22 protein-coding genes are annotated in these 25,743 nt (G+C 64.0%); 11 read left to right on the top strand and 11 right to left on the bottom strand.

The window, feature by feature from the left end:
* Nucleotides 1–2 precede the first annotated feature (2 nt).
* The 5 genes from C443_RS22210 (at nucleotide 3) to C443_RS16185 (ending at nucleotide 6,395) form a co-directional block, all read left to right on the top strand.
* Nucleotides 3–1,289: a cache domain-containing protein gene (locus C443_RS22210; protein ID WP_318249598.1), complete on the top strand. Its 1,287-nt coding sequence runs from the start codon at nucleotides 3–5 to the stop codon at nucleotides 1,287–1,289.
* Nucleotides 1,282–2,406, top strand: a complete 1,125-nt coding sequence (locus C443_RS22205) for a methyl-accepting chemotaxis protein (RefSeq protein ID WP_318249597.1) — start codon at nucleotides 1,282–1,284, stop codon at nucleotides 2,404–2,406. Before C443_RS22210 ends, C443_RS22205 begins: the two co-directional genes overlap by 8 nt.
* Nucleotides 2,407–2,607: 201 nt before the next feature.
* Nucleotides 2,608–3,252 (top strand): helix-turn-helix domain-containing protein, encoded by a 645-nt coding sequence (locus C443_RS16195; protein ID WP_005537717.1) that lies wholly within the window; start codon nucleotides 2,608–2,610, stop codon nucleotides 3,250–3,252.
* Nucleotides 3,253–3,371: 119 nt separating this feature from the next.
* A complete protein-coding gene (locus C443_RS16190; RefSeq protein ID WP_005537716.1) occupies nucleotides 3,372–4,961 on the top strand; it encodes an oleate hydratase in 1,590 nt (529 codons plus the stop codon).
* Nucleotides 4,962–5,015: 54 nt separating this feature from the next.
* Nucleotides 5,016–6,395, top strand: a complete 1,380-nt coding sequence (locus C443_RS16185; RefSeq protein WP_005537715.1) for a hemolysin family protein — start codon at nucleotides 5,016–5,018, stop codon at nucleotides 6,393–6,395.
* 85 nt (nucleotides 6,396–6,480) lie between these two features.
* Here the strand turns inward: C443_RS16185 and C443_RS16180 are convergent, their stop codons facing one another.
* Both C443_RS16180 and C443_RS16175 read right to left on the bottom strand, forming a co-directional pair.
* Nucleotides 6,481–7,671 carry a GNAT family N-acetyltransferase gene (locus C443_RS16180; protein WP_005537714.1) on the bottom strand — a complete coding sequence of 397 codons (1,191 nt, stop codon included), beginning with the start codon at nucleotides 7,669–7,671 and terminating at the stop codon, nucleotides 6,481–6,483.
* Nucleotides 7,672–7,749: 78 nt separating this feature from the next.
* On the bottom strand, nucleotides 7,750–8,814 hold the full coding sequence (locus tag C443_RS16175) for a Brp/Blh family beta-carotene 15,15'-dioxygenase (RefSeq protein ID WP_049944103.1): 1,065 nt from the start codon (nucleotides 8,812–8,814) through the stop codon (nucleotides 7,750–7,752).
* A 149-nt stretch (nucleotides 8,815–8,963) separates the two neighbouring features.
* Between C443_RS16175 and C443_RS16170 the strand changes: the two genes are divergently transcribed.
* Together C443_RS16170 and hpt are read left to right on the top strand one after the other, a co-directional pair.
* On the top strand, nucleotides 8,964–10,487 hold the full coding sequence (locus C443_RS16170) for a phytoene desaturase family protein (RefSeq protein ID WP_005537712.1): 1,524 nt from the start codon (nucleotides 8,964–8,966) through the stop codon (nucleotides 10,485–10,487).
* A 115-nt stretch (nucleotides 10,488–10,602) separates the two neighbouring features.
* Entirely contained in the window at nucleotides 10,603–11,151 is a 549-nt protein-coding gene (gene hpt / locus C443_RS16165) for a hypoxanthine/guanine phosphoribosyltransferase (RefSeq protein ID WP_005537711.1), read from the top strand.
* Nucleotides 11,152–11,170: 19 nt separating this feature from the next.
* On the opposite strand, the gene C443_RS16160 is transcribed toward hpt, so the two are convergent.
* The gene (locus C443_RS16160) at nucleotides 11,171–11,473 is read right to left on the bottom strand and encodes a hypothetical protein (protein ID WP_005537710.1); all 303 of its coding nucleotides are present in this window, start codon (nucleotides 11,471–11,473) and stop codon (nucleotides 11,171–11,173) included.
* A gap of 113 nt (nucleotides 11,474–11,586) precedes the next feature.
* Here C443_RS16160 and C443_RS16155 point away from each other — a divergent pair, with 113 nt between their 5' ends.
* Nucleotides 11,587–12,015 carry a disulfide bond formation protein B gene (locus C443_RS16155; RefSeq protein ID WP_005537709.1) on the top strand — a complete coding sequence of 143 codons (429 nt, stop codon included), beginning with the start codon at nucleotides 11,587–11,589 and terminating at the stop codon, nucleotides 12,013–12,015.
* Between the two features lie 93 nt (nucleotides 12,016–12,108).
* Nucleotides 12,109–13,140, top strand: a complete 1,032-nt coding sequence (locus C443_RS16150; protein ID WP_005537706.1) for an aldo/keto reductase — start codon at nucleotides 12,109–12,111, stop codon at nucleotides 13,138–13,140.
* Between the two features lie 111 nt (nucleotides 13,141–13,251).
* On the opposite strand, the gene C443_RS16145 is transcribed toward C443_RS16150, so the two are convergent.
* The 5 genes from C443_RS16145 to C443_RS16125 form a co-directional block, all read right to left on the bottom strand.
* Nucleotides 13,252–14,565 carry an MFS transporter gene (locus C443_RS16145; protein WP_049944102.1) on the bottom strand — a complete coding sequence of 438 codons (1,314 nt, stop codon included), beginning with the start codon at nucleotides 14,563–14,565 and terminating at the stop codon, nucleotides 13,252–13,254.
* 122 nt (nucleotides 14,566–14,687) lie between these two features.
* Nucleotides 14,688–15,521, bottom strand: a complete 834-nt coding sequence (locus C443_RS16140; protein ID WP_005537702.1) for an endonuclease III domain-containing protein — start codon at nucleotides 15,519–15,521, stop codon at nucleotides 14,688–14,690.
* A 439-nt stretch (nucleotides 15,522–15,960) separates the two neighbouring features.
* Nucleotides 15,961–18,429 carry a DUF5059 domain-containing protein gene (locus tag C443_RS16135; protein ID WP_049944101.1) on the bottom strand — a complete coding sequence of 823 codons (2,469 nt, stop codon included), beginning with the start codon at nucleotides 18,427–18,429 and terminating at the stop codon, nucleotides 15,961–15,963.
* A gap of 79 nt (nucleotides 18,430–18,508) precedes the next feature.
* Nucleotides 18,509–19,285, bottom strand: coding sequence for an SAM hydrolase/SAM-dependent halogenase family protein (locus C443_RS16130; RefSeq protein WP_005537697.1), 777 nt, complete (start codon nucleotides 19,283–19,285; stop codon nucleotides 18,509–18,511).
* Nucleotides 19,285–19,851 (bottom strand): nicotinamide-nucleotide adenylyltransferase, encoded by a 567-nt coding sequence (locus tag C443_RS16125; protein WP_005537695.1) that lies wholly within the window; start codon nucleotides 19,849–19,851, stop codon nucleotides 19,285–19,287. The genes C443_RS16130 and C443_RS16125 overlap by 1 nt, the downstream gene beginning before the upstream one ends.
* A 170-nt stretch (nucleotides 19,852–20,021) precedes the next feature.
* Here C443_RS16125 and lonB point away from each other — a divergent pair, with 170 nt between their 5' ends.
* Together lonB and C443_RS16115 are read left to right on the top strand one after the other, a co-directional pair.
* Entirely contained in the window at nucleotides 20,022–22,148 is a 2,127-nt protein-coding gene (gene lonB / locus C443_RS16120) for an ATP-dependent protease LonB (RefSeq protein WP_005537692.1), read from the top strand.
* Nucleotides 22,149–22,970 (top strand): CPBP family intramembrane glutamic endopeptidase, encoded by an 822-nt coding sequence (locus tag C443_RS16115; RefSeq protein WP_005537690.1) that lies wholly within the window; start codon nucleotides 22,149–22,151, stop codon nucleotides 22,968–22,970.
* Here C443_RS16115 and C443_RS16110 read toward each other — a convergent pair.
* From C443_RS16110 to C443_RS16100, 3 genes are all read right to left on the bottom strand, one after another.
* Nucleotides 22,967–23,470: an MGMT family protein gene (locus C443_RS16110; protein ID WP_005537687.1), complete on the bottom strand. Its 504-nt coding sequence runs from the start codon at nucleotides 23,468–23,470 to the stop codon at nucleotides 22,967–22,969. The two genes, C443_RS16115 and C443_RS16110, sit on opposite strands and share 4 nt — an antisense overlap.
* Nucleotides 23,471–23,486: 16 nt before the next feature.
* On the bottom strand, nucleotides 23,487–24,488 hold the full coding sequence (locus C443_RS16105) for a glycerophosphodiester phosphodiesterase (RefSeq protein WP_005537685.1): 1,002 nt from the start codon (nucleotides 24,486–24,488) through the stop codon (nucleotides 23,487–23,489).
* Between the two features lie 117 nt (nucleotides 24,489–24,605).
* Nucleotides 24,606–25,613: a deoxyhypusine synthase gene (locus tag C443_RS16100; protein ID WP_005537683.1), complete on the bottom strand. Its 1,008-nt coding sequence runs from the start codon at nucleotides 25,611–25,613 to the stop codon at nucleotides 24,606–24,608.
* Nucleotides 25,614–25,743 lie beyond the last annotated feature (130 nt).

Raw genomic sequence — 25,743 nt, 5'->3', positions numbered from 1 at the left:
GTATGGACGAACCTACAACACATTCAGGCGACGGTGACGACGAACCAGCAGACGCGACAGAGTCAGCGGCCTCGAACACGACAGGGCTGGAGCGAGCGAAAGCCGTTGCGCTACTGCCACTTCGATCGTACATCGTCAAGTTCGCTGTTGCGTTGCTCGTAATTGTGGTACTCATTGCGGCCGGCGGATTCTGGGTGCAGGGGAACGCAACTGCCACACTCGAAGACGACACAGCACAACAGCTTGAGCAGGAGGTCAACGCCGAGTCCGGCCTGCTGAACGAGTGGGTTGAGCGGAACGAGCGGCCGGTGCTCGTCGCCTCAAACAATCCGTTGCTCGGTTTCAACACGACGCGCGAGGACCAGCAGGCCTACATGGAAAGACTGGCCGGAGACGAGCTACAGGCCGACCGCGTCGTTGCCGTCCACCTTGCAGACCCCACCGTCGGCACAGCGGGGGAGGCAAGGATTGTGGCGAGTACTGACGAAACGCTCCGCGGAACGCGCGTCACATCGGACGCACATCCGTGGGTCGACCGGACTCGGTCTATCGGCCGCGACACAGTGGTTTCATCGAACCCGTACACGAACGCGAACGGCAAGCGAGTGGTTAGTTCGATGAGTGTTGCCGCCGATTTCACTCACGTACTCGTGGTCGAGTATGACGCCAGCGACCTGAGCAAGCAGTTCAGCACTGGTATCGACGGGACGTTCACGCAGGTTGTCCGTCCGACCTCAAGTTCGACTGAGGTGTTGTTCTCCGACGCCGGCACCGATGCTGTCGGGCAGCCGTACATCCCAAATCAGTCACAGGCTGATATCCCCGAGATCAGTACAGCTACTGAACAGGGGACCTTTACCAATACCCCAGCAAAGGAAGCAGTGCTTGACACCGATTACGTCGCCGCGTACGCGACCATCCCCGGAACAAACTGGGTCGTCATCAAGCACACACCTGCGGCAAACGCGTTCGCACTGAGCGAGCAGATCCGGACTGATATTCTGGCGTTCATTCTGATCGCGCTCGGCGGAGTGGTCGTCATCGGTGGAACGATTGGGCGGAACACGGCGACGTCGGTACAACAGCTCTCTGCAGCCGCGACCGCCATCGAGGAGGGCGAGTACAATGTCGACGTTTCGAGCTCTCGCCGAGATGAGATCGGCCAGCTGTTCACGTCTATCGGGAGTATGCGCGATGCACTCGTCTCGAAAATCGACGAAACCGAAGCTGCCCGTGAGCAAGCAACAGACGCTCAGCAGGAAGCGGAGGAAGAGNAGAGATGTGTATAAGAGACAGCTGGAACAGCAAGCAGAGATATACAGCGACGTGATGGAAGCGTGCGCAGACGGTGACCTGACTCGGCGTCTGCCCGAAAGCGAGACCGACAACGAGGCGATGGCGGCTATCGCCTCGTCGTTCAACGATATGCTCGCACAGTGGGAACGCACTATCGTCGACATTCAGGAGTTCGCGGAGACCGTCACAGCCGCCAGCGAGGAGGCTGAAGTCGGGGCAGCTGACGCCGAGCGTGCGAGCGGCGAGATCAGCGAATCGGTTCAGGAGATCGCGGCTGCCGCCGACGAGCAACGCGATATGCTGGACACAGTCTCAGGAGAGATGACTGACCTTTCGGCAGCCATCGAAGAGGTGGCTGCGTCCGCTGACTCGGTTGCAGACCACTCGAATCAGACCGCTGACGTCGCCCGAGAAGGCGAGGACACGGCCAGAGACGCGCTCGAAAGTTCGCGCAGGGTACAGGAGGCAATCGACACGACTGTCGAGAACGTTGAACAGTTAGACGAGCAAATGGCGGAAATCAGCACCATCGTCGAGCTGATCGCTGATATCGCCGAGCAAACGAATATGCTCGCGCTGAACGCGAACATCGAAGCTGCCCGTGCCGACAAAGACGGCGAAGGGTTTGCCGTCGTGGCCGACGAGGTCAAGGAACTCGCCGGGGAAACGCAGGCTTCCGCGACCGAGATCGAGCAACTCATCACAGACGTACAGTCACAGACCGAGACAACTGTCGACGAAGCCAGAGTGGCTGAGGAATCGATGGCAGAAGGAATCGATGCGGTCGAAGAGGTCATGGCTGCGTTCACAGAAGTATCTGAGTACGCCGACAAAACAGACGCCGGCGTTCAGGGGATCAGCGACACCACCGACGACCAGGCCGCCAGCACTGAAGAAGCGGTGTCGATGACCGAGGAGGTCGCTGACCTCAGTGAATCCACTGCCGATGAGGTACAGAGCGTGTCCGCCGCCGCAGAGGAGCAGGCGGCCTCGATGTCGGAGATTAACGACAGCATCAAGTCGCTGAGCGGACAGGCCGAACAGCTCAAGACGCTACTGTCCGAGTTTGACGTCGCTGTCGACGAGAGCCAGCGATCCCGAGACCGCTGACCGACAACGGAGCAGCCCCGGCTGACGCTCGAAGCCGTCCCGTACACACGGCTTCCTGTACCGGTTCGCTACGTGTGTTGGTCGTGACGCGGGTGCGCTTTGCTACATATGTCGGCCGGAACGCTGACCCGACCTTGCCGGTCGGTTTCGGCATGTGAGAATTCCCAGTATGCCTTTATTTTGTTCGGCTGAGAAACACACATGAGCGTCATCTGTGAATTCGAGTTGCAGTCCGCAGATATGCCGCTGTGTGCAGTCGCTGCCGAACTGAACACCCGACTGATCGTCGACAACGTCGTCTCCGGCACGACCGACGAGCCAGCACTCGTGTTCTCCGCAACGGGCGTCGAACCGGACGCGCTCGAATCGGCGTTGCTCGGCGACGAATCAGTCGTGGAGTTCGTCGCCATGGACTCGGATATCGTCGAGTCCCGGTATCGGGTCGTCCTCAATACGGATTACGTCGAAATGTACACCCAACTCGTCGACCGGCAGACGTATCCGATGGGTGCGCTCGTGACCGAGCATGGGTGGAAGGTGAGCACGCAGTTCGCCGACCGGACAGATCTCGAAGCGTTCCGGGACACCTGTCAGTCCAGCAGTGTCGCGTTCCGTCCGCATCGGCTCTGCGAGACGGAGCACGGCGGCGACAACTACGGGCTCACCGCTCCGCAGCGAGAGGCGCTGCTGGCAGCCCATCGACTGGGATATTTCGCCGTCCCCCGTGGGGCAGACCTGACGGAACTTTCAGCGGAACTCGGCACGACCACGTCCGCGATTTCGGAGCGCCTCCGTCGTGGCACGGACCAATTGATCGACCATACGATTGCCAGCTCCGAACAGTGACAGCCGGCTAGCCAGAGCGCGGCTATTTCGGCGAAATGACCTCTCTTATAAATTGCTGTACATATGTTGGCAACGGTTAGGGCTGGGACTTGCGTAGCACTACATGACGGTGATCCAAAATGACGATTCAACAGCACCCACACGTCACTGACCGCGAAGCACACTTCGTCGGGGGCGGTATTGCCTCCCTCGCTGGCGCGGCGTTCCTCGTCCGGGACGGCAACATGCCCGGCGAAAACATCCATGTCTACGAAAAGCTGGACGTCGTCGGTGGCGCGATGGACGGCGCTGGCGACCCGGACGAGGCGTACCTGATCCGGGGCGGTCGGATGTTCAACTACCCGGCGTACGAATGTACGTGGGACCTCTTCGAGTCCATCCCGTCGCTCGAAGACGACTCGCGCTCGGTCAAAGACGTGATGGACGAGTTCAACGAAGCGCACCCCTCATACGCGAAAACACGGCTGATGCGCGAGGGCGAACGGATCGACGCGGGCGAGTACGGACTGACGCGTCAGCACCGACAGTCGATCGTTCGGTTGCTCATCACGCCCGAACCGCGGCTCGGTGACACGCGCATCGAGGAGTGGTTCGACGAGTCGTTCCTGGAGACGAACTTCTGGTACGTCTGGGCGACCATCTTTGCGTTCCAGCCGTGGCACAGCGTCGCCGAGGTCCGACGGTACATGTACCGCTTCCTCCAAGAGTTCCCGCGCCTGCACACCATGGAGGGTATCGACCGGACGAAGTACAACCAGTACGACTCGATGATCCTCCCGCTCCGGCGCTGGCTCGAAGACAGGGGCGTCTCCTTCGAGTACGGCCACGAGGTGACCGATATGGATATCGTCCCGTCGCGGACGGGGCGTACCGTCGAGCGGCTCTACTGTGAGACCGACAGCGGAACCGAGACGGTCCCCGTCGAGCCGTCCGACCTCGTGTTCGTGACGAACGGGTCGATGACCGACGGCTCGTCCATCGGCGGGATGGACGAGGCCCCCGAACTGAACGAAACTGGCGCGTCGTGGGAGCTGTGGAAGTCCATCGCCGAGGACAACCCACAGTTCGGCAATCCGTCGGTGTTCGCGGACAACGTCACGGAGACGAAATGGGAGTCGTTCACCGTTACCCTGCACAACACCGAGCTGTTCGACCACATCGTCGATTTCACCAACGAGGAACCGGGCAACGGGCTCGTCACTTACCTCGGGTCGAACTGGCTGTTGTCGACGGTCGTCGCCGCACAGCCCCACTTCGCGAACCAGCCGGACGACGTGAAGGTATTCTGGGGCTACGCGCTGTTCCCGGATCGGGAAGGGAACTACGTGGAAAAACCGATGTCCGAGTGTACCGGCCGCGAGATCCTTCAGGAGCTGTGTTACCACCTGCAGTGCGAGGAACGGCTCCCGGAGATACTCGACGACGTGACCTGCATCCCGGCGATGATGCCGTTCATCACGGCGCACTTCCAGCCCCGGGAACCCGGTGACCGGCCCGACGTCGTTCCGGACGGGTCGCACAATCTGGCGTTCCTCGGACAGTACGCCGAACAGCCACGAGACGTCGTGTTCACCGTCGAGTACTCCGTCCGGTCGGCGATGACCGCCGTCTACGAGATGCTCGATCTGGACCGTGAGGTACCCCCGGTGAGCAAGCACTACCGAGAGCCCGGTGTCATTGCAGACACTGTTCGCGCCGCGTACCGTTGAGAAACGAGGGCGGTACGGGCGAGGACATTCCAGTGTTTTAGTACGGTGAGGGGGATGGGTGTGTATGCACACGCCGACGCGCTCCGCCCGGAGGGTGCGATGGTAAACCTCGCGCTCTCGGCGGCGCAACTCCTCGCGGCGCTGGTACTCGTGGGACTGAACGGCTTTTTCGTCGCCGCTGAGTTCGCGTTCGTTCGCGTTCGCGGCACGTCGGTCGAACAGCTCGCTGACGAAGGCCGAGCCGGCGCGGGCTCGCTTCAGGCAGTGATGGCGGACCTAGACAACTATCTCGCGGTGACCCAGCTCGGGATTACGCTCGCCTCGCTGGGACTGGGATGGGTCGGTGAGCCAGCCGTCGCGGCGCTGCTTGAACCCGTCCTTGCTCCGGTACTGCCCGAGAGCCTTCTCCACCTTGTGGCGTTCGCAATCGGGTTCACGATCATCACGTTCCTCCACGTTGTCTTCGGCGAACTCGCGCCGAAGACGTTCGCCATTGCCCGGACTGAGCGGCTCTCGCTGTTGCTTGCGCCGCCGATGAAGTTGTTTTACTACCCGTTTTACCCCGGTATCGTCGTGTTCAACGGCTCGGCCAACGCCTTTACACAATTGCTAGGTGTCCCGCCAGTCTCGGAGACGGACGAGACGCTCGGCGAGCGCGAGATACGCCGGGTGCTGGCCCAGTCCGGCGAAGAAGGGAACATCGACGCGGCGGAAGTCGACATGATCGAGCGCGTGTTCGACCTCGACGATACGGTCGTCCGGGAGGTCATGGTCCCGGGTCCCGACGTTGTGAGCGTGCCAGCCAACGCCACGCTGTCGGATATCCGGGGAGTCGTTCTCGACGAAGGCCACACCCGCTATCCGGTAGTCGACACCGACGACAGCGACCAGATTGTCGGATTCATCGACGTCAAAGACGTGCTGCGGGCCGGCGAGGAAGGCAACGAGACCGCAACTGCCGGCGACATCGCCCGCGAAATACCGGTCGTCCCGGAGACGACAGCTATCAACGACCTCCTGTTGCAGTTCAGGCAGGACCGCCGGCAGATGGCCGCGGTCATCGACGAGTGGGGGTCGCTGGAGGGCATCGCGACAATCGAGGACGTGGTCGAGGCCGTCGTCGGCGACCTGCGCGATGAGTTCGACGTCGACGGCCGCGAACACGCGATCCGCAAACAAAGCGACGGGAGCTACGACGCCGACGGCGGTGTCCCGCTGTCGACAGTCAGCGAGGCCCTCGGTGTCGACCTCGACAGGGACGCGGTCGAAACCATCGGCGGGCTGGTGCTGAGTCAGCTCGACCGCGCCCCGGAAGTCGGCGATGTCGCCGAAGCGGCCGGATACGTGTTCGAGGTGACGAGCGTCGACGGCACCCGCATATCGAAGATCCAGATCACTGAGGGCGACGCTGACGACTCGCCCTCGGCTGAGTGAGTGTCTCTCAGGCGGTCGGCTGTCCGTCTTTTGAGAGTTCGCCACTACCGGAGTGGCAAGTATCCTGTTGCAGTTACAGCCAGTCTCAGAAGAACTCGCCCAGATAGACGGATTCGGGCTGGAAAACGTCCGCGAGCGGCTCGCGAGCCGCCTCATCGTGTATCTCCAGACCAGCCAGCCGTTCAGCGGCAGCAACGCCGTGCATACCAACGGCCAGCTGAGAGAGGGTCGCGATGTCGACGGTCGCGTCGGCTGTTGAGTCGGCAGGCGGACGCGGGTCGACCGTCGCGGTGCCATCGCTCACTGCTAGCCGGAACAGACCGTCGTTGCGGTCGAGCAGCGGGTCACTGACCGAGAGCGTACAGTTGAGATCGCCCCCGGTCCAGTCGAGGCGTTCGAGGTGGCTCACGTCGGTGAGCCGAACCATCGGCCCGGTTTCGACCGTGCAGTCGACCGCGCCAGGATCGTCGACGCGATGGAGGAGGTCAGTGTCAGGCGGTAGCTGGAGCGTGACGCGCTCGATCTGTGCGCCGTGATGCCCGAGGAACGCAAACAGCGCGCGGCGGGCCTCCTCGTCGACAGCCGCGAAGTTCGAAACCGAGAGCGTGTGGTCGGTGTCGTCCGCGACGGTGTACACAAGGTACCCACGGAGGTCGCCGTCGCGTTCGTAGCCGTAGCAGTACGGAACGCCGCCGCCGTCCCAGTCGGCGAGGGTCCGCTCGCGCCACCACGCCTCCGAGCGATGGAGCGAGAGCGCCGTCCCGGCGGCCGCAGCGGACTCAACCTGCCGGAGACGCTCCCAGTCGTCGGCATCGAGACGGACCAGCTGTCCGGCAGTGTCGTCGTTCGGGAACGCCGACGGCGGCAGATCGAAGTGGCGATAGGTGTTCGCCGTCCCCCAGCCCAGACGGTGGTAGAACGGCGTCGAAAACGGCCAGAGAGTGACGAGCCCGACACCGGATTCGCGGTACTCAGACAGTGCGTGTCGACAGAGGTCGGCAGCGAACCCCTGCCCGCGGTGCTCTGGCGGCGTTGCCACCGCACCGAGGCCACCAACCGTCGTCGCCGCGCCGCGAACAGTTGTGTCGAGGAAATACAGCTTGCAGACGGCCCGGAGGGTGTCACCGTCGTAGAGGCCTCGCTGGTCGAACAGCGACGGCGGCCAGTCGTCGTCTGAGTCTGGGATTACAGGTCCCCTGCTAGGCGCGAACGCGTACTGAAGTATCCGCTGGCAGGCTTCGCGGTCGGCCACCGGGACGGGGCGGAACTCGGACATACTGTCCCGGGTGTCCGCCAGCTACAGAAAGTTAGTCATCTGCGGGTCGGCGTCGCGGTCCTTCGGAAGAGTGGGTTGTCACGGCACGTACCAGATACCACGGTCCCGGTCAAGGAGCGACCCGACGACGATGTGCGGGAGTGCGACGATGCTGATGAACATACTCCAGAACGCCACCGCGCCGGGGAGCAGATTGCTCGTTCCCAGCGGGTTCGGGAACGCCCAGTAGACGGCGACGAGGACGCCGAAGGTGGCCAGCGCTCCGACAACGAGGACGACCCAAGCGCGGAGCGCAACGGTCGAGGCGTCCGCGCCGCCGAGCAGGTCCCAGCGCTCGTCGCCGACCGGCTCTGTCTCGACGGACGCCGTCCGCGCCACCTGCCGGGCGGAGTACCAGAACGGGAAGTACAGGCCGACGGCGACGAGGACCGGAACGAACGCGAAGTATGTCGCGAGCAGGAGCGACTCCCCGGCGTCGACGAGCCAGGAGCGGCCGCCGCCGCGGACGTAGCCCAGCACGATATGCGCCGTCAGAGCGAGCCCGTAGCCCGACCCGATAACGAGCCGAGTTGTGTCGAACGACCCCGCGTACGACGAGAGTGCCCCCGGTTCGACGAGGCCGACCATCAGCGAACTGAATGCGTGGAACGTCTCCGGCCAGAACACGATTGGGACGAGCATCACCGCACCGCCGCGGACAGCCGCCGCCAGCCCGCGCTGGAACCGGGTCTGCAGGTGGTCAGTGCCGCTCGTGGCTTCCAGCACTTGCAGGCCGCCGAGGCCACCCTTCGCCATGGCGACAGTCAGCGCCAGCGCGAGGCCGGCGACTGGTGCGGTGAGGAACAGGCCGACGAACCCGCCGATGGCCGCCAGATACACCGCGACGTAGCGCCAGCGAAACGAGGGGCGACGGCGGCGGAGGTTCTCGAAGTGTTCGTACCCGCCATGGGGGAGGTTGAGCGCGACCATCCCGACGAGGTACACCACCATCTGTGCCCGGAGCGGAACTCGGACCTCGGCAGCGCCGAGGAGACCGAAAATGACAGCAAGTACCAGCAGGCTCGCCCGCGAAAGCAAAAGCGACGGATGGCGGTCAGTGTCTCGATGCCGCTGCCAGACAGACCCCAGGCTGGTCGTGGGCATATCGCGAGCCTAGGGAAATACTCACAATAAACGATGCACGGGATTCCAGCGAACTGGGAACGGATCGGTGGTTTGAATCGGGAGATATCCGTTGTGAGGCTCTGGGAATCCGAGGAACCCTTTTTCAGGCGTAGTCGTTAGCAGTGGGTATGCGTGATGGCCTCCCAAGCGACCGGACGGTGACCGTCGTCGGCGGCGGCTTCGGCGGCCTCTCGGCTGCGTGCTACTTGGCCGACGCCGGGGCCGACGTGCGACTGCTCGAACGCCACGACCGCCTCGGCGGCCACGCGGGCGTCCTCGACCGCGACGGCTTCCGGTTCGACACCGGCCCGTCGTGGTACCTGATGCCCGACGTGTTCGAGCGCTTCTTCGAGCACTTCGACCGCGAACCAGCGGACTACTACGAACTGGAGCGACTGGACCCCCAGTACCGGGTGTTCTGGAAGGACGGGGACCGCGTGACGATGCGGCCAAACCGCGAGAACGCGTACGAGGTGTTCGAATCCTACGAGGATGGAGCCGGCGACGCGCTGGCCGAGTATCTCGAACGGGCCGAACAGAACTACGACCTCGCGATGGACCGGGTCGTCTACGAGGGCCGCGAGCGCCTGCGGGACTACGTCGACACCGACCTGCTCCCGCTTGCGCCGCGGGCCCGACTGTTCGGCTCGATGGACGACTACGTCAGCCGCTACATCGACCACCCCAAGCTCCGGCAGTTGCTCGAATACACGCTGGTGTTTCTCGGCGGCGCGCCGCACAACACCCCGGCGCTGTACAGCATCATGAGCCACGTCGACCTGAACATGAACGTGTTCTACCCGGAGGGCGGCATCGCCGGCGTCGTCGACGGCCTCGGGTCGCTGGCCCGGGACCTCGGCGTCGACATCCAGACTGGAACTGAAGTCCAACACATCGCCGGCGAGGCGGGGGCGTTCGAACTGACCACCGAGGATGGTGTCGTCACCTCCGATGTCGTGGTCAGCAACGCCAATCCCGCCTACACCGAGCAGAATCTGCTCGACCCCGCTGCCCGCGACCACGACCCGGACCACTGGGACGACCAGACGTACGCGCCGTCGGCGTTCATGCTGTATCTCGGCGTCGAGGGCGACGTGGACCCACTCGCCCACCATTCGCTGGTCCTGCCGACAGACTGGGACGACCACTTCCAGCAGATCTTCGACCGCCCGGCGTGGCCCGACGACCCCGCGTACTACCTGTCGGTCACGTCGAAGACCGACGAGACGGTCGCGCCCGACGGCCATCACACCGTCGTCATCCTGGTCCCCATCGCGCCGGGGCTGGACGACGGCCCCGACATCCGAGAGGAGTACCGGGAGTTCGTTCTGGACGACCTCGCCGAACAGACCGGTGTGGACCTCCGCGACCGCATCGTCGTCGAAGAGACGGCGTGTGTCAGCGAGTTCGCCGAGCGCTATGGCGACCCCCAGGGGACGGCGCTCGGGCTGGCACATACCCTGTTCCAGACCGGGCCGCTCCGTCCCGGCCACCGCGCCCGCCTCGACGGACTCTACTACACTGGAGCCTACACGACGCCCGGCATCGGGATGCCGATGTGTCTTATCAGCGGCGAACACACCGCCCGGGACATCATCGAGGACAGCCCGTTCGAGACGAAACAGGACCGCTCGGCCTCGACGGCGGATTGACGCCGTCCTCTGGGCGGGCAGTTCGCGCGAACCGTCCGAATCACAGCGTGCTACCGTTGCACACATCGCGGCGGAGCCTCGAACAGTTTATTGTCCCGCTTCAGGTAACGGGGGCATGGAGAAGCTCCGCGAGTCGCTACACGAGGCCCCGATCATCGACAAGGATGGATACTCCTATCTGGTCCACCCGCTCAGCAACGGCGTCCCGATGCTGGAGCCGGAACTCCTCCGCGAGGTCGTCGTCGGTGTGACGCGGGCGGCCGACCTCGACGTGGACAAGATCGTCGCCCCGGAGGCGATGGGCATCCACATCGCAACCGCGCTCTCACTGCAGACGGATATCCCGCTCGTGGTCATCCGCAAGCGCTCCTACGGCCTCGACGACGAGGTGCCGCTGCACAAGACCACTGGCTACTCCGAATCGGAGATGTTCATCAACGACATTGAGGCGGGCGACGACCTGCTCATTGTCGACGACCTGCTCTCGACCGGCGGGACAATGGCCGCCATCTGTGAGGCGCTCGACGACATCGGGGCGGACATCTCGGATATCGTCGTCGTCTTCCGGAAACAGGGCGATTCAGCGCTTGACGACACTGACTACGATGTGACCAGCCTGCTCGACATCTCGGTCGACCAGAGCGGCGTGACCATCCACGACTGAGTCGGTAGTTCGGGCCGGCTTATTCTCGTTCGACAGCGGCGGCCATGTGCTCCCGGGCTTCCTCGGGTGTCATCCCGCGAACGCCGCACACACAGGAGAGCAGTTCGGGATCGGTCAGATCGTCGACCTCCTCAGCGCTGGCCCGTTTGAGCGCGTCATCCTCGGCGTCGTAGTCGAAAGTCACCCGGTACGTGACCTGTGCCACGCCCTCGATCTGGTGAGATTCGTTGGGATCGGGGTTTGCGATGGCTTCAGCGTGTTCCTCCTGCATCGCGGACTTCCACTGTTCGAGGTTCGCCTCGGGGTCCGAATCGTCGGGCATACGCTGGCTGTCGGCGGGGAGACTGAAAAAGCGAGTGCTGGCGAGTTAGCCGGGAGCCGAGAAAGCGTGCCACTCTCGGAACGCTTTTTCTCCCAGCAGACACTGAACTCCCTGTGGTTGACTCCCGATTCGTCTCTAATCGGCCCCGACTCCTGTTGGCCGCCGCCACCGCTGTCGCCGCCGTTGCGACGGCCGGCAGCCTCTATCTCTCGCTGGGCCTCGGGCTGACACCCTGTCGGCTCTGCTGGTATCAGCGAATTCTGATGTACCCGCTGGTGGTCGTCCTCGGTGTCGCTGCTGTCGAGCGCCGTCCCAGCGTCGTCCGGACGGCGCTGCCGCTTGCGGTTCCGGGAGCCGCTATCGCGGCCTACCACTCCTGGCTGCAGGTGAGCCAGACGACCTGTGGCATCGGCGCGATCAGCTGTGCGCAGATTCAGTACCGCGTGCTCGGCCTGACTGTCCCGAATCTCTCGCTGGTGGCGTTCGTGCTGGTGACCAGGCTGGTCGTCGCGGCCGTCCGAGCGTCTGGCAGTCAGTTCTGATTCGCGGGTGCGACAGAGCGAGTGAGCGGCCGATACCGGACAGCCTTCGCCGGGACCGCGCCCCTTTTTCGGGTTGCCCGACGTGGCCCCGATATGGAGTACACCAGACTTGGTTCGACCGGAACGACGGTTTCACAGCTGTGTTTCGGCACGTGGCGCTTCGGTCGGGAGACCGGCGGCGTCGTCGAGACCGACCGCGAGGAGGCCCATAACCTGCTCGACGCGGCATGGGAGCGAGGTATCAACTTCATCGACACCGCCAACGTCTACGGCAATCCAAACGGGACTAGCGAGGAGTACATCGGCGAGTGGCTCGATGACTACGACCGCGAGGACTTCGTCATCGCCTCGAAGGTGTACTTCCCCTTCGACGGCCGCGGCGAGCCCGGTCCCAACGACTCCGGCCTCGGGCGCAAGCACATCCGCGCACAGATCGAGGGGACACTGGACCGCCTCGATACGGACTATCTCGACCTCTACTACATCCACCGCTGGGACAAGCACAGCGACATCGAGGAGACGCTGTCGACGCTCGACGACCTCGTACACGAGGGGAAGGTCCACCATCTCGGCGCGTCGACGATGGCCGCCTGGCAACTCACGAAAGCCCTCTGGAAGAGCGATGTCGAGGACTACGAGCGCTTCGAGGTGACCCAGCCGCTGTTCCACGCTGGCTACCGCGACGACGTGAAAGACTACCTCGATGTCTGTGCCGATCAGGACATCGCCGTTTGTCCGTACTCGCCGCTGGCCGGTGGGTTCCTCACAGGCAAGTACGAGCGCACGGACGACGACGACCCGACGGCCTTCGAAGGGCCGGAAGGCTCGCGGGGCTCGCTGTCCGACCGCTTCGAGGACTTCTACCTCTCCGAGCGCGGCTGGCACGTCCTCGACGAACTCCGTACTGTCGCGGACGAACTCGACGCCACGCCCGCGCAGGTCGCGCTCCGCTGGCTCATCGAACAGCCAGAGTTCACCTGCGTCCCCATCGTCGGCGCTCGCACAGTCGACCAGCTTGACGAGAACGTCGGCGCGACAGACATCTCGTTGTCCGACGACCAGTTCAACCGCATCGTGAGCGCCCGCTACGCCGAGGACGGTGAGCGCTGGGGTCACCGGGCGTAATCGGGATACAAACTGATAGAAGCACGCTGGAGTCAGGAGATGCTCTTGTCGTTCCGGGGGCGTTCGATCTAATCGCGACCCGGTAGAATTCTCGGCCGCCCACTGATAGAGTTACGACGCTGATTTGCTGGCCCTGTCACCAGAAACAGTCCCTGTCTCAGGTGCAATCTCGCCGAACAGCCAGACCGCGCCACCAGTGGCGAGAAACAGGCCGCCAAGCGCTGCGACTGTCGTGGTCGCCGTGGTTGCATCCGCCAGGGTCCCAGCAGCAAGTGCCAGCGGCGTCCGGAGCATCATATTCAACATCGACACCGAGGAAAGCAACGTCGCCCGTCCGACCGCCTCGACATGGTCGTTAATGTATCCGTTGGCGATCGGCTGGACCAGCGGCTTCGCGGTTCGCATCGACGCAAACGCCGGGAGTGCCACGAGCGCGATCCACAGCGGTACCACGAGCGCGACAGCCGTCAGAACTGGCACGACGACCACGGCTCTGCGGACGCCGAGACGGTCCTCAATTGCGCCAGCGTAGTAGCCGCCAGCGGACGACACTGCTGTCAGGGTGGCGTACAGCACACCCAGTCCAAGTGCAAGTGCCGCGCCGGCCTCACCTGCTCGCGCCGCCGCGATCGGACCACCGGCAGGGATCTGAACGCCGATAGCGGTGGCGTACGGCCCCAGCGTCTCGACGACCATCGGCTGGACGTAGGTGCTGGAAACGCCCAAAACAGCATAGAACAGCCCGATGTACAGGACCAGTGCTCGGAGCGGCGGTCGAGCCAGATACGTGTAGATGACGGAGACGGTTTCCAGTGGATCGAGACAGTCGACGGAGTTACTGTCATCACCCCGGGCGGCGTACTGGCGGTTCTTAGGCAGTGAGAGCAGGGTGAGGAAACCGAGACTATTGAAACCGATTGCGGCAACGAATGGATAGATCGGGTGCAGCCCATACAGCAGGCCACCGACAACCATCGATACCGCTGCAGTCCACTTCTGTACTGCGTCGCCCCGGCCACGGATATGACTGAACTGCCCGTTGTCGAGTCGTTCAGTGAGCGTATCGTACAGCCACGCATCCATGCTACCCGAGCGTAACGTCAACGACAGCGCCCACAGTGCATAGAGGAAGCCATACCAGAGGAAACCCGAAGCGAGAACGAAGCCCACGAGGGAGGCAACGGTGAACAGCACGCTGAGAAGGAGGCTCGCCCGCCGCCCGAGCCTGTCACCGACGTAGCCTGTTGGGATCTCACCGACGACAGATAGCCCTGAGTAGATTGCTGAGAGGGCACCGAGCTGTGTGAAAGACACTGTTCGCAGGAGAAACAGGGTGAAAATAGGAGTGATAAATCCGACAGCGATCGTGGCACGGTACAGATAGTACCGGCGCACTAACCCACGGTCGGATACCGGTTGTAACATACGGATGCTGTCACTTTCGGGGGACTAAGTTCCTTTCTGAAATACACTTCAGTTTGGTTTCTAACGGGAAGAAGTAGCGACCAGCATACATTGACAGCCCAGACAGTATACTGTAGAGCGCGTCAGACAGTCTCGGATGGGTCGGCGACCTCACCAGTAGACGGATACACGCCGACTTGGTCGCAGTGGCCCGCCAGTGGACACGCATCGGGGTCGTCCAGACAGGCCGGCTTTCTGGCAGAGCAGTACTCCCTGCCGAACTGAATCATCGCGGTATGCCCGAACCCGCACTTCTCCGCGGGCACATCGCGCTCCAGGTACTCACGGACTGTCTCGTGGTCAGCGTCGGCGGGGGCCAGTCCCATCCGGCGAGCGATGCGGTGGACGTGTGTATCGACTGGAAACACGCCGCCGCGGCCGCCCGCGAATAACAGGACGCAGTCGGCGGTCTTCGGACCGACGCCGTTCATATCGAGCAGCGTCGACCGCACTTCCTCGGGGTCACTCTCTCTGACGAACTCATCGAAGCCCGATTCGCCACCGTACTCCTCGCAGATGCGCTGTGCCAGCGCGATGATGCGCTCTGATTTCTGGTTGTATAGCCCGGCCGAGGAGATGGTTTCAGCGAGTTCAGGCTGGTCGGCGTCGGCCAGCGCGCGGGCGAGGTCGCTGTCTGTGTCTCCCTCGCTGCTCGCGTTCTCATCGCCGCCATACCGCGCCATCAGTTCATCGTGGGCGGGCTGGCTCGCCTTGTCAGAGGTGTTCTGACTGAGAATCGTCCGGACGAGGCACTCGAAGGCGTCCCGGCCCCCGTAGGTCTTCGTCCAGTACATCTCGCCGAGACGGTCGACGACGGCTTCGACTCGCGTCCCCGCCGTCTCCGGGTCAAAAGTTGCCGGCTGGCCACCGCCAGCGGTCCCGCCGCTGATGTTCTCCGCTGGTTCCTCGTCGTTCATATCGGGTGCCAAGGCTGGGACCGACAAAACGCCTGTCCCGAAAGTCGGTCGCAACGCAGACGAAGCGTATACCGGCGGCTGGCGGGAATCAGTGGTTCCAGTGTGGTCCACAGCAAAGGACCTGAAATGGGGCGTCCTTGGGACGAGACGCCCACGGGACAGACACGAAAAGCTCGTGGCGTGCGGCGACGGGCTATGCCCACGGTGGTCGTCGCCGCGAAAGATGGTCGAGACTGACAGGTCAGTACACACTCACGTCCTGACTCTCACCTCCTGTCGGGCGGCGTTTGCGCGGACGACAGGGACGGCAGTACCCGACTCGCTACGGCGACAGATATCCCGTCTCGAAGTGGCCTGTTCGTCCGGCATACAATTGTTTAGGCTACCCTAAAACACAAAAAGCCACCGGTTTCTAGGCGGGCCAAAAAAGAGGGGTCGATTACTCCTCGACGACGACGGTGCCAACCATCCCCGCGGCCTCGTGCGGAATACAGACGTAAGCGTGTTCGCCGGCCGTCTCAAACGTGTGGACGTAGCTCTGGCCGGACTGAACAGCCCCCTTGCCGTTCTCCCAGCCCCCGCGTGCGGCCGACTCGCTTTCGAACCCCCCGGAGGCCCAGTACGTCGCGTCCTCTGGGAGGTCTTCTTCGACAGCGGTGACTGAGTGCGCTTCGCCACCGACGTGTTTCCAGGCGACCGTGTCACCAACGCTGACCGTGAGTTCCTCAGGTGCGAACGCCACTGCTTCCATGTCGACGACGTGGTCGGCATCCTCGGGAACGCTCTCGACGATGTTCGGGCCGCCGGACAGTGACGACTCGGTCTCCTCGGATTCCTCGTCGCTGTGGCCACCAGACCCACTCGGGGCGCTGTCGACAGCGCCAACGACGGCGAACTGTCCGGTTCGCGTGGCATCCGCAAGCACCGACGGGTCCGCGTCCCCGTTCGTCAATCCTTTCGAGTAAGTGTTCAGTGCAGCCTCGAAGTTCTCGTAGGCGTCGTGGTCTGCTTCTTCGAGCATCTCGTGGACCCGAGCTTCCTCGAAGGTCGCGAAGATGTCCTGCACGATGGCCGCCGCGGCCTCCCCGTTACCGCCGGCACTCCCGGCGATGGCGTACGCCGCCGCGATGGCCTCGTCGTTGAATGCCGTCGCCGCGGCAGTGACGTCCCCTCCGTCCTCAGCCGCGGAGCGAACGTCGGTAAGCGTCGATTCGAAGCTTTCGTACGTTTCCTCGTCGGCCTCTTCCAGCGCTTCGTGGAAGCCCGCCGCGCCGCTCTCGAAGTGGGCGAAGGTGTCCTGAATGACGGTCGCCGCGCGGTCGGTTTCCGACAGCGCCGCGAGTCCGGCCGCGTCGAAGGCCCGACCGATCATGTAGTCCGCCTCCGCACCGCTTGCGACGGCCGTCGACAGGGCCGACTCGAAGTCGAGCAGGGCCTGCTGGACTCCGTCGTGGTGTGTCGCCACGGCCTCGCTGTCGTCGTTCTCGTAAGCCGACTGGAGCGAGGTGAGGTGCTCTTCCTCGAAGCGGTGGTAGAGGTCCTCGCTCTCGTGTTCCATCGTCTCGTGGAAGCCGAGTTCGTTCTCCTCGAAGCGGGCGAACACGTCCGAGACGATAGTCGCCGCGCTGTCGGCGTCACCGAGGCGATACAGTTCGCGGGCGTCCGCGATACGGGCGCGGAAGAACGCCGACTCCAGCGCCGCGCGGGCGTCCTCGCTGCCGACCAGCGCTTCGATGCCGGTGACGAGATTCGTATCGACCGTCTCGGTCGCGCTGTCGATACCGTCCGCGTTCCCGTTCCCGATAGCGCTGGAGAGGTCATCCAGCCCGCCCTCGAATGCCTCGTAGGCTTCGCCGTCGGCCTCCTCCAGCGCGTCGTGTGCGTTCGCCCCCTCGAAGTGAGCGAAGACGTTCTCGACGGCGGTCGACGCTGCATCGGTCGCGTCGTTGGCAGCGAGCCAGTCCGCGTCCGCGACGCGAGCACGGTAGCTGTTCAGCGTGACCGTGTGCGCGTACGCCTGTCCGGGACCGCCGGCGGACGCGAGCGCGGCCGCATCCCAGCCACGGGCCTGCATCGTCGCGAGGTGGCCCGCACCGGCGACCGACGCCTCCTGAACCAGTGCATAGGCGCCCGAAACGGTCGCATCGAGTGCGGCACGGGCCTGTTCAGTGACGCCGCTTGCGTCTTCATTGCCCGCGGCGGAACCGATGCCGGCCAGTGCGTTCTCGAAGGCTTCGTAGGACTCCGCGTCCGCCTCCTCGATCTGGCTGTACACCAGTGCGTCCTCGAACGCAGTCATCGTCTCCTCCGCGATGGCGGCAGCCCCCTCAAACGCGCCCAGCGTGCCAGCCATGGCGGCATTGCTCGCTCGACTACCCAGCAAGAGCAGGTCCAGCACTCTGGTGGCCTGCTGTCCGGCAGCGGCCTGCTGGGCCGTCTGGAGGTGGCCCGACGCCTCGTCTGCAGCCGAGGCGGCTCCGGACACATCGCCCTCTGACAGCGACGACTGAACTGCCCCGAGGGCATCCTCGAACCCCTCGTACGCTGACTCGGATGTCGATTCAAGCTGTTCGTGGGCCCCGTACTCGCCCGACGCGCCTTCGAACCGGGCGAAAACGCTCTGGGCGACACTCGCCCCTGCACCGGGTGCGCCGGCCCGGCCCAGCGCGACAGCGTCGTACAGCCGCGCCCGGTAGACATTCCACTCACTCGCGACAGCGGTCATCGGTCCGACCGAGATACCGCTTTCGCCGCTATCGTCGGTTTCCGCAGCCGTTACCTGTTCTGTTGCTGCTTCGGTATCAGCTGACGCCGTGTTCGAGTCGGACGACCCCACCCCTGGACACCCGGCAAGCAGTCCCGTCGCAGCGATCCCCACCGTTTTCAGTAAGTCACGTCTCTGTGGCATACAGACAATTAGGTTCGCCTAAAAGACTTAAGCCCACCGATCTTTTGGTGTCCCTAAACCGCCAGACAGTAACGCATTATCACAGCGACAGGTCCACAGCGCCCCCGGTACTGACGCCGAACGCTTCGTCGCCGCGGCCACGGTTGACGGCGAGTTCGACGTTCCCGTGGCTGCCGACAGTGACGAGTCGCTGACCTCGGTCGACGGCAGCGTAGGCTCGGCGGACTGGGGCCTCGACCCCGTCGACTGCGACCGTCCCGCCGAACTGATTCGCGAGGAACTCGCCGGGAACGTTCGTCACGGCGTTCCCGAAGTCATCGACGACGAGGACCTCGCCGGTCGCTCCGTCACCCTCGACTGTGGCCGCCGGGAACTGGAGGTCGACATAGTCGTCGGTGGGGGTGGTTTCGGGCCGGGTTTCGAGGTTGTCGACGCCAGTGTCGTGGACGGCCGCTGCGGCGGGCGCGAACACGTCCCGCCCGTGGAACGTCGTACTCGCCGGGTCGTCGTAGGCCCAGGTGAACACCTCGAACGCGTCCGGGGCGTCGGTCTCGTTTGCAGCCAGTTCACGGGCGACCGGCAGGAGGACGCCGTTGTCAGGCCCCACGAGCGCGTGGTCGCCCGTGCGGACGATGATGGCGTCCCTATCGGTCCCGACGCCCGGGTCGACGACGACACAGTGAACTGCCGGCGGGAAGTACGGGAGCGTCTGCGTGAGCCAGAAGGCCGCTGCTCTGATATCCTGCCGTGGAAAATCGTGGGCGATATCCTCGATACGCGCGTCGGTCGCCTGACAGATGACGCCTTTCATCGCCGCCGGGTAGGGCGACCCGAAGTCTGAACTCAGCGTAATCATCAGTCGTCGAGGTCGTCGAGTGATTCGGGGACTGATTCGCCCGTGGCGGCGTACCGTTCGAGCGAGTCGCTGTCGGAGACGTGCTGGAGTCGCTTGATGCCGTGGATCTCCTCGATGACCTCCACGACTGACGACGGGACCCGGTCGCGCCAGGACTCGTCGTCGATCATCCGCTGGCGGATCTCGCTGCCCTCCAGCCGGTCGCGGTCGAACATCGGCGACTGACGGACCTCGATGCCGGCCTCCTCGAACAGGCGGACCACCAACGGATTGTTCGAGTACGCCACGTCGAAGTCCGGACACATGCTTTCGACGTGGCTCACCCAGACAGCGTTGCGATTGATGTCCTCCAGGGGCACGACGTAGGTCGTCAGGTCGTACTCCGCGACGGCCTTCGTGATCATCATGATCCGCTCACCGGCCGTAAAGGGGTCGTGTGTGGTGTGTGAATCGTCGGCGCTTCCGATACCCAGAACGAGCTCGTCGACCTCCTCCGAGATCCGCTCGACCATCGAATGGTGGCCGTTGTGGTAGGGCTGGAAGCGACCGATGTAGAACCCACGCATATTCCCCAGTGGGTGTGGTGGTTTGATAAACCCGACGACGCAGTACTGCGGAAATACAGACCCACCCAATTCGGGCGCTGTACTGCGGTTTCAGGGGTGTTGCAACAACCGACACGGGGAGAAAGTATATCAGTCGACAGGCCTTCCGTGAGTATGTTAGCAACGTTTGTATGAGCGACAACACCGACACCGACGCGACTCCCGACCCTGACCGGGAAGCATCCGACGCTGGGGAGGAAGAGGCGTCGACCAACGGGGCCAAACAGAACCCCGACGAGCCTGCCTCTGATCCCTCAGCCGACGAGCCATCCGACCCCTCAGAGGACCGATGGGGCGAGGGAGAAACGTCCGAAACGACACTCGGAAGCGATGTCCAAGTTGACGGCGAGTCCGAACTGGACGGAGACGAGGAGAATCTCCTCGGCGGTCTCGAAATCGATTCGACCGCCGACATCGAAGTGCCAGACCGACTCGTCGACCAGGTCATCGGGCAGGACCATGCCCGTGACGTGATCAAGAAGGCGGCCAAACAGCGCCGCCACGTGATGATGATCGGCTCCCCCGGGACGGGGAAGTCGATGCTGGCGAAGGCGATGTCACAGTTGCTTCCGCGGGAGGAACTGCAGGACGTTCTTGTCTACCACAATCCCGACGACGGCAACGAGCCGAAAGTTCGCACCGTCCCCGGCGGCAAAGGGGAACAGATCGTCGAAGCCCACAAGGAAGAGGCCCGCAAGCGCAACCAGATGCGGACCTTCCTCATGTGGATCATCATCGCCATCGTCATCGGCTACGCCCTGATCCTCGTCCAGCAAGTCCTGCTGGGGATTCTCGCGGCCGGTGTCATCTATCTCGCATTCCGCTACGGTTCGCGCGGCAGCGACGCGATGATTCCGAACCTGCTGGTCAACAACGCCAACCAGAAGACCGCGCCGTTCGAGGACGCCACGGGTGCCCACGCCGGCGCGCTGCTGGGCGACGTTCGTCACGACCCCTTCCAGTCCGGTGGGATGGAGACGCCGAGCCACGACCGCGTCGAACCCGGCGCGATCCACCAGGCCAACAAGGGCGTGCTGTTCGTCGACGAGATCAACACGCTCGATATCCGCAGCCAGCAGAAGCTGATGACGGCCATTCAGGAGGGCGAGTTCTCCATTACGGGCCAGTCCGAGCGCTCCTCGGGTGCGATGGTCCAGACCGAGCCTGTCCCCTGTGACTTCATCATGATCGCTGCGGGGAACCTCGATGCGATGGAGAACATGCACCCCGCGCTGCGCTCCCGTATCAAGGGGTACGGGTACGAGGTGTACATGGACGATACCATCGAGGACGACCCCGAGATGCGACGGAAGTACGCCCGGTTCATCGCCCAGGAGGTCGAAAACGACGGGCGGCTCCCGCACTTCACCGAGGAGGCCGTTCAGGAGCTCATCTTGGAGGCCCGGCGTCGCGCCGGCCGCAAAGGCCACCTCAGCCTGAAGTTCCGTGACCTTGGCGGACTGGTCCGCGTCGCTGGCGACATCGCCCGCGCCGAGGACCGCGACCGCACCGAGCGAGCGGACGTGCTGCAGGCCAAACGGCGCTCCCGGTCCATCGAGCAACAGCTCGCGGACAACTACATCGAGCGCCGCAAGGACTACGAGCTCACCGTCAACCAGGGCGACGTAGTCGGCCGCGTCAACGGGCTCGCCGTCATGGGCGAGGACAGCGGTATCGTCCTGCCCGTCATGGCCGAGGTCAGCCCGTCACAGGGCCCCGGGCAGGTCATCGCCACCGGACAGCTCAAGGAGATGGCCGAGGAAGCCGTCCAGAACGTCTCGGCGATCATCAAGAAGTTCTCCGACGAGGACATCTCCGAGAAGGACGTTCACATCCAGTTCGTCCAGGCCGGTGAAGGCGGCGTCGACGGCGACTCCGCCTCTATCACAGTCGCCACCGCGGTTATCTCCGCGATAGAAAACGTCCCGATCAAGCAGAACCTCGCCATGACCGGCTCACTGTCGGTCCGGGGCGACGTGCTCCCGGTCGGCGGCGTCACGCACAAGATCGAGGCGGCCGCCAAGTCCGGCCTCGATACGGTCATCATCCCTGAGGCGAACACCCAGGACGTGATGATCGAGGACGAGTACGAGGACATGATCGAGATCATTCCGGTCTCGCACATTTCAGAGGTCCTCGAGGTCGCACTCGCCGGCGAAGCCGAGAAGGACTCGCTGGTCGACCGCCTCAAGTCCATCACGGGCAAGGCACTCGACCACGAGGTCGGCCGACAGAGCGGCAGTCCAAGTCCCCAATAAATGCCCGAGTGGGCCGCGTTCGTCGGCCTGACGGGGTTTCTTTTAACCGCACTTCTCGGTCTCGCACGGCTCTCGCAGGGAGCCGTACGGCCCGACGGCGGCGTTTCCTCCACAGCTGACGGCGTCTCGATGCCCGACGGAGACCCGGCCATCCCGCGTTTCGAGACACAACGGGCAGCGGCCCAGCGGCGGCAAATGGAGGATACGCTTGCGCCGAGTGACCTCTCGACAGGGGCCTTACTTGCCAACGTCGCGTTCACGCAGGGGCTGTTCGGCGTCCTGCTGGTCGCCGGCGCGTTCTACTTCGAAATCCCGGCAAGCGCGTTCGGCATCGCCGTGGACTCCCTCTCGACGGGACTCCCAGCGCTAGCTATCGGTATCGGCGCAGGGGTCGGGTTCTGGCTGGGCAACGAACTCGCCGCTGCACTTGCCGACGGCTTCGGCGTCGCCTTCGACGAGTCGCTGCGGGAACTGCTCGCCCCGGACTCGGCCGGCGGTTGGGTCATCCTGCTGGGCGGGGTCCTGCCGGTTATCGCTATCGTCGAGGAACTGCTCTTCCGGGCGGCGGCTATCGGCGTCCCCGTGGCCGGCCTCAACGCGCCGGCGTGGGCGATGGCTATCGTCGCCTCTGTCGCCTTCGCGCTGGGCCACGGCGCACAGGGCCGGGTGGGCATCGTCGTCACCGGAACGCTGGGGCTGGGGCTGGCCGGCCTATTCATTGCGACAAACAGCCTGCTCGCCGTCGTCGTTGCCCACTACCTCGTCAACGCTCTCGAACTGATTGTCCACGAGGGACTGGGCGTCGACCGGCTCTGGGTTTAGAGGCCCTCGATAGCGCGGAGCTTCTGCTCGACGGGCGGCGGCGCAGCACTCGGCCCGTCCCGAACCCGATGGTCCGGAATCAACAGCGGCACGGGGTTCGCGGCCAGTGCCTCCCGGACCTGTGCGAGGTCGTCCTCGTTGTCATCGTCCAGATCCGGCGTCATGCGCGCGACCTGTGCGACGGAGGCGTCCTCGCCGTACGGAATCTCCCGGACGGCTTCCAGTACTGTGCGCTGGTCGGTCGGGACGGTGAGGCCGACGGTGACGTCGGTGAAGTCGTCTTCGACCCCCTGAAGGTACTCGTCGATGCGGTCGAGCAGGGTGTGGTCGTCCCCGGCGTCGTCCTCAGGCTGGGACGGAAACGACAGCGATATAATCCGGTCACCGGCCTCTCCGAGCTGGACGTACCGGTCGAGATACGACGACTCGCGGGCATAGATTCCTGCGTCCCCGGTCGGTGCTTCCATACTAGCGTCGTCGGCCGGTCGCCCCTTCAACATTCGGCATCGGTGTTCGTCAGTCCTGAAATGAGAGTACGCTGGGGTAGTCGGAGATGAGCCCGTCGACGCCGGCCCGGACCAGTTCCCGGGCCTGATACCACGTGCTGACTGTCCAGACGTTCAGGTCTCGGTCTTCGTCGTCGGCGATGTCAACGAGGTCGATGTCGCGCAGGTCGGACTCGGTGTACTCGCCGTCGTTGAAGAAGGACGTTCCCTGAACCATGTTGCGGGGGACGTGCATCGCGTCGCAGTCGTAGCGGCGGGTGACCTCCAGCCCCTCCTCGATGCTGTCCCAGAAGAGGAAGGCAACGGGGACTGAGTCGTCGTACTCGCGGACAGTTGCGAGTGCAGCTTCGTAGAACGACGAGACGAGAATATCGTTGTCGTACTCGCTGACGAGGTCGAGCGTGCGCTCGGTGTAGGGCCGCCACAGCTCTCGCTGTGTCGACAGCGACTGGTCAGACAGCGACTCGGCGAATGCGAGGTCTTCGCTCCCGGGATTCTTGAACTCCAGATTGACAGCGACGCTCGGTGGAATCGCATCCATGACCGTTTCAAGCGTCGGAACCGTCTCCCCAGTGCCGAGGACGGTTGCGCTGGTCACGGTATCGGTGTCGGTCTCGAAGACAAGTCCCTCGGCGTTGGTCAGGCCGCGCTCGCCGTCGTCGCGTTCGGCCAGCCCGTTGTCGTGGAAGGTGACCAGCGTGCCGTCGGCCGTTGGTACGACATCGACCTCGACCATGTCGGCGCGCCGGTGGGCCGTCCGCGTTCCCGGGCCGCCGAACGAAGCCGCCTCGACGGCCAGTTCCGTGTTCTCCGGGTAGACGCCGGCGAACCCGCGGTGAGCGATGAGGGTTGTGTCGTCGGTCATCTCTTCGCCCCCGGTGTCAGTGCTGTCATCGGTGTCGGTCTCACCGGCAGCCGATTCCTGTACCGCCGTGCTCCCTGCAATCCCGGAACTCGCCAGCGTCGCCGCCGTCCCTTCGACGAACGTCCGCCGACCGATGTACTGCGACATACTAGGTACGGCTGCCGAGCGGTCGTGAAAGACCGTTTATATGAGGAGTATATGCCTCTCAGTAGAAATGTGTCCCAGCGGTCAGGCGTGTAGCCGTATGCGGCCGAGTCCACAGGCTTACGAACTGTGCCGCTCACGGGCCGCGGCCACGACCAGAGGGAGTGTAATCGTCGCGTCGGCATACACCGAGACATTCCGGGCGTCCTTTTCAAGTTTCCCCCACGAGCGGGCCTCATCGAGCGTCGCGCCGGAGAGACCGCCAGTGTTCGAAGGGTCCATCGTCAACTGGACGGCGTAGTCGTAGGCATCGGGCGAGACCAGCATCGTCTGGAGGACGTAGTTCTTCGGGACGCCGCCGCCGACGACCATCGCGCCAGCGCTGTCGGCTTCGTACGCGATGTCCGTGATATCGGTCATGTCCGCCAGCGCATCGACCGTGAACTCGCTGGTCTGTGAGTACATCCACGCCTGCAGGCCCAGCACGGAGTCCTGGAAGGCCGGGCAGTACACCGGCACGTCGTTCTCGTAAGCCGCCGCCAGCACGCCGGCGTCCTCGGGCACGTCCTCGCGCTCGTTGACTTCGCTGTTGGCCCGGCCCAGTTCTTCCGTCATGCGCTGGATCGAGACGGCTCCCTCGTCTTCCAGCGTGGAGAACACTTCGTCCCGGAGGTGGTTCTCGAACAGGGCGAAATGCTCCTGCGGGAGGTAGACGTTGTAGATGCGGTCGACGCCCTCGTCACGAAGCGTCTCGTCGTGTTCGCGCTCCGTCTGCCCTTCGGGCGTCACCTCGCCGTGGTGGTGCTTGCCGCCGATGGCCTCGATGCTGTCGTGGGTGCAGTTCGCGCCCGTGGTGACGAGCACGTCGATGTGGCCGTCGCGGATGAGTTCGCTGACGATGGCCCGCATCCCGGTCGGGACCATCGCACCGGCGAGTCCGAAAAAGGTCGTCACGTCGTCGTCGAGCATCTCGCTGTAGATGTCGACGGCCTCGTGGATGTCGCTCGCACCGATGCCGGCCTCGCCGTAGCTGTCAGCCAGTTCGCCAACCGTCATTCCAGCCCGGGCCTCCGCGTGCCCGATGGGGTCGTGATGGAACGTCTCTCGCTCGTCGGTGTGGTCGCTCATTGCTGTGCAGTCGAGCGCGGGCGGGTTTCAACGTCGTGGTTCGTCGCGGTGGATACGGGCGATACATTGGTTGATCATCACATACCGCAACTGAAACGGAGGGCTTAGACGCCCCTGCGTTGGATGGAGA

The organism is Haloarcula argentinensis DSM 12282 (genome assembly GCA_000336895.1).
GTDB lineage: Archaea > Halobacteriota > Halobacteria > Halobacteriales > Haloarculaceae > Haloarcula > Haloarcula argentinensis.
The sequence above is the reverse complement of the archived record's forward strand: the minus strand, read 5'-3'. Positions and strand labels throughout refer to the sequence as shown.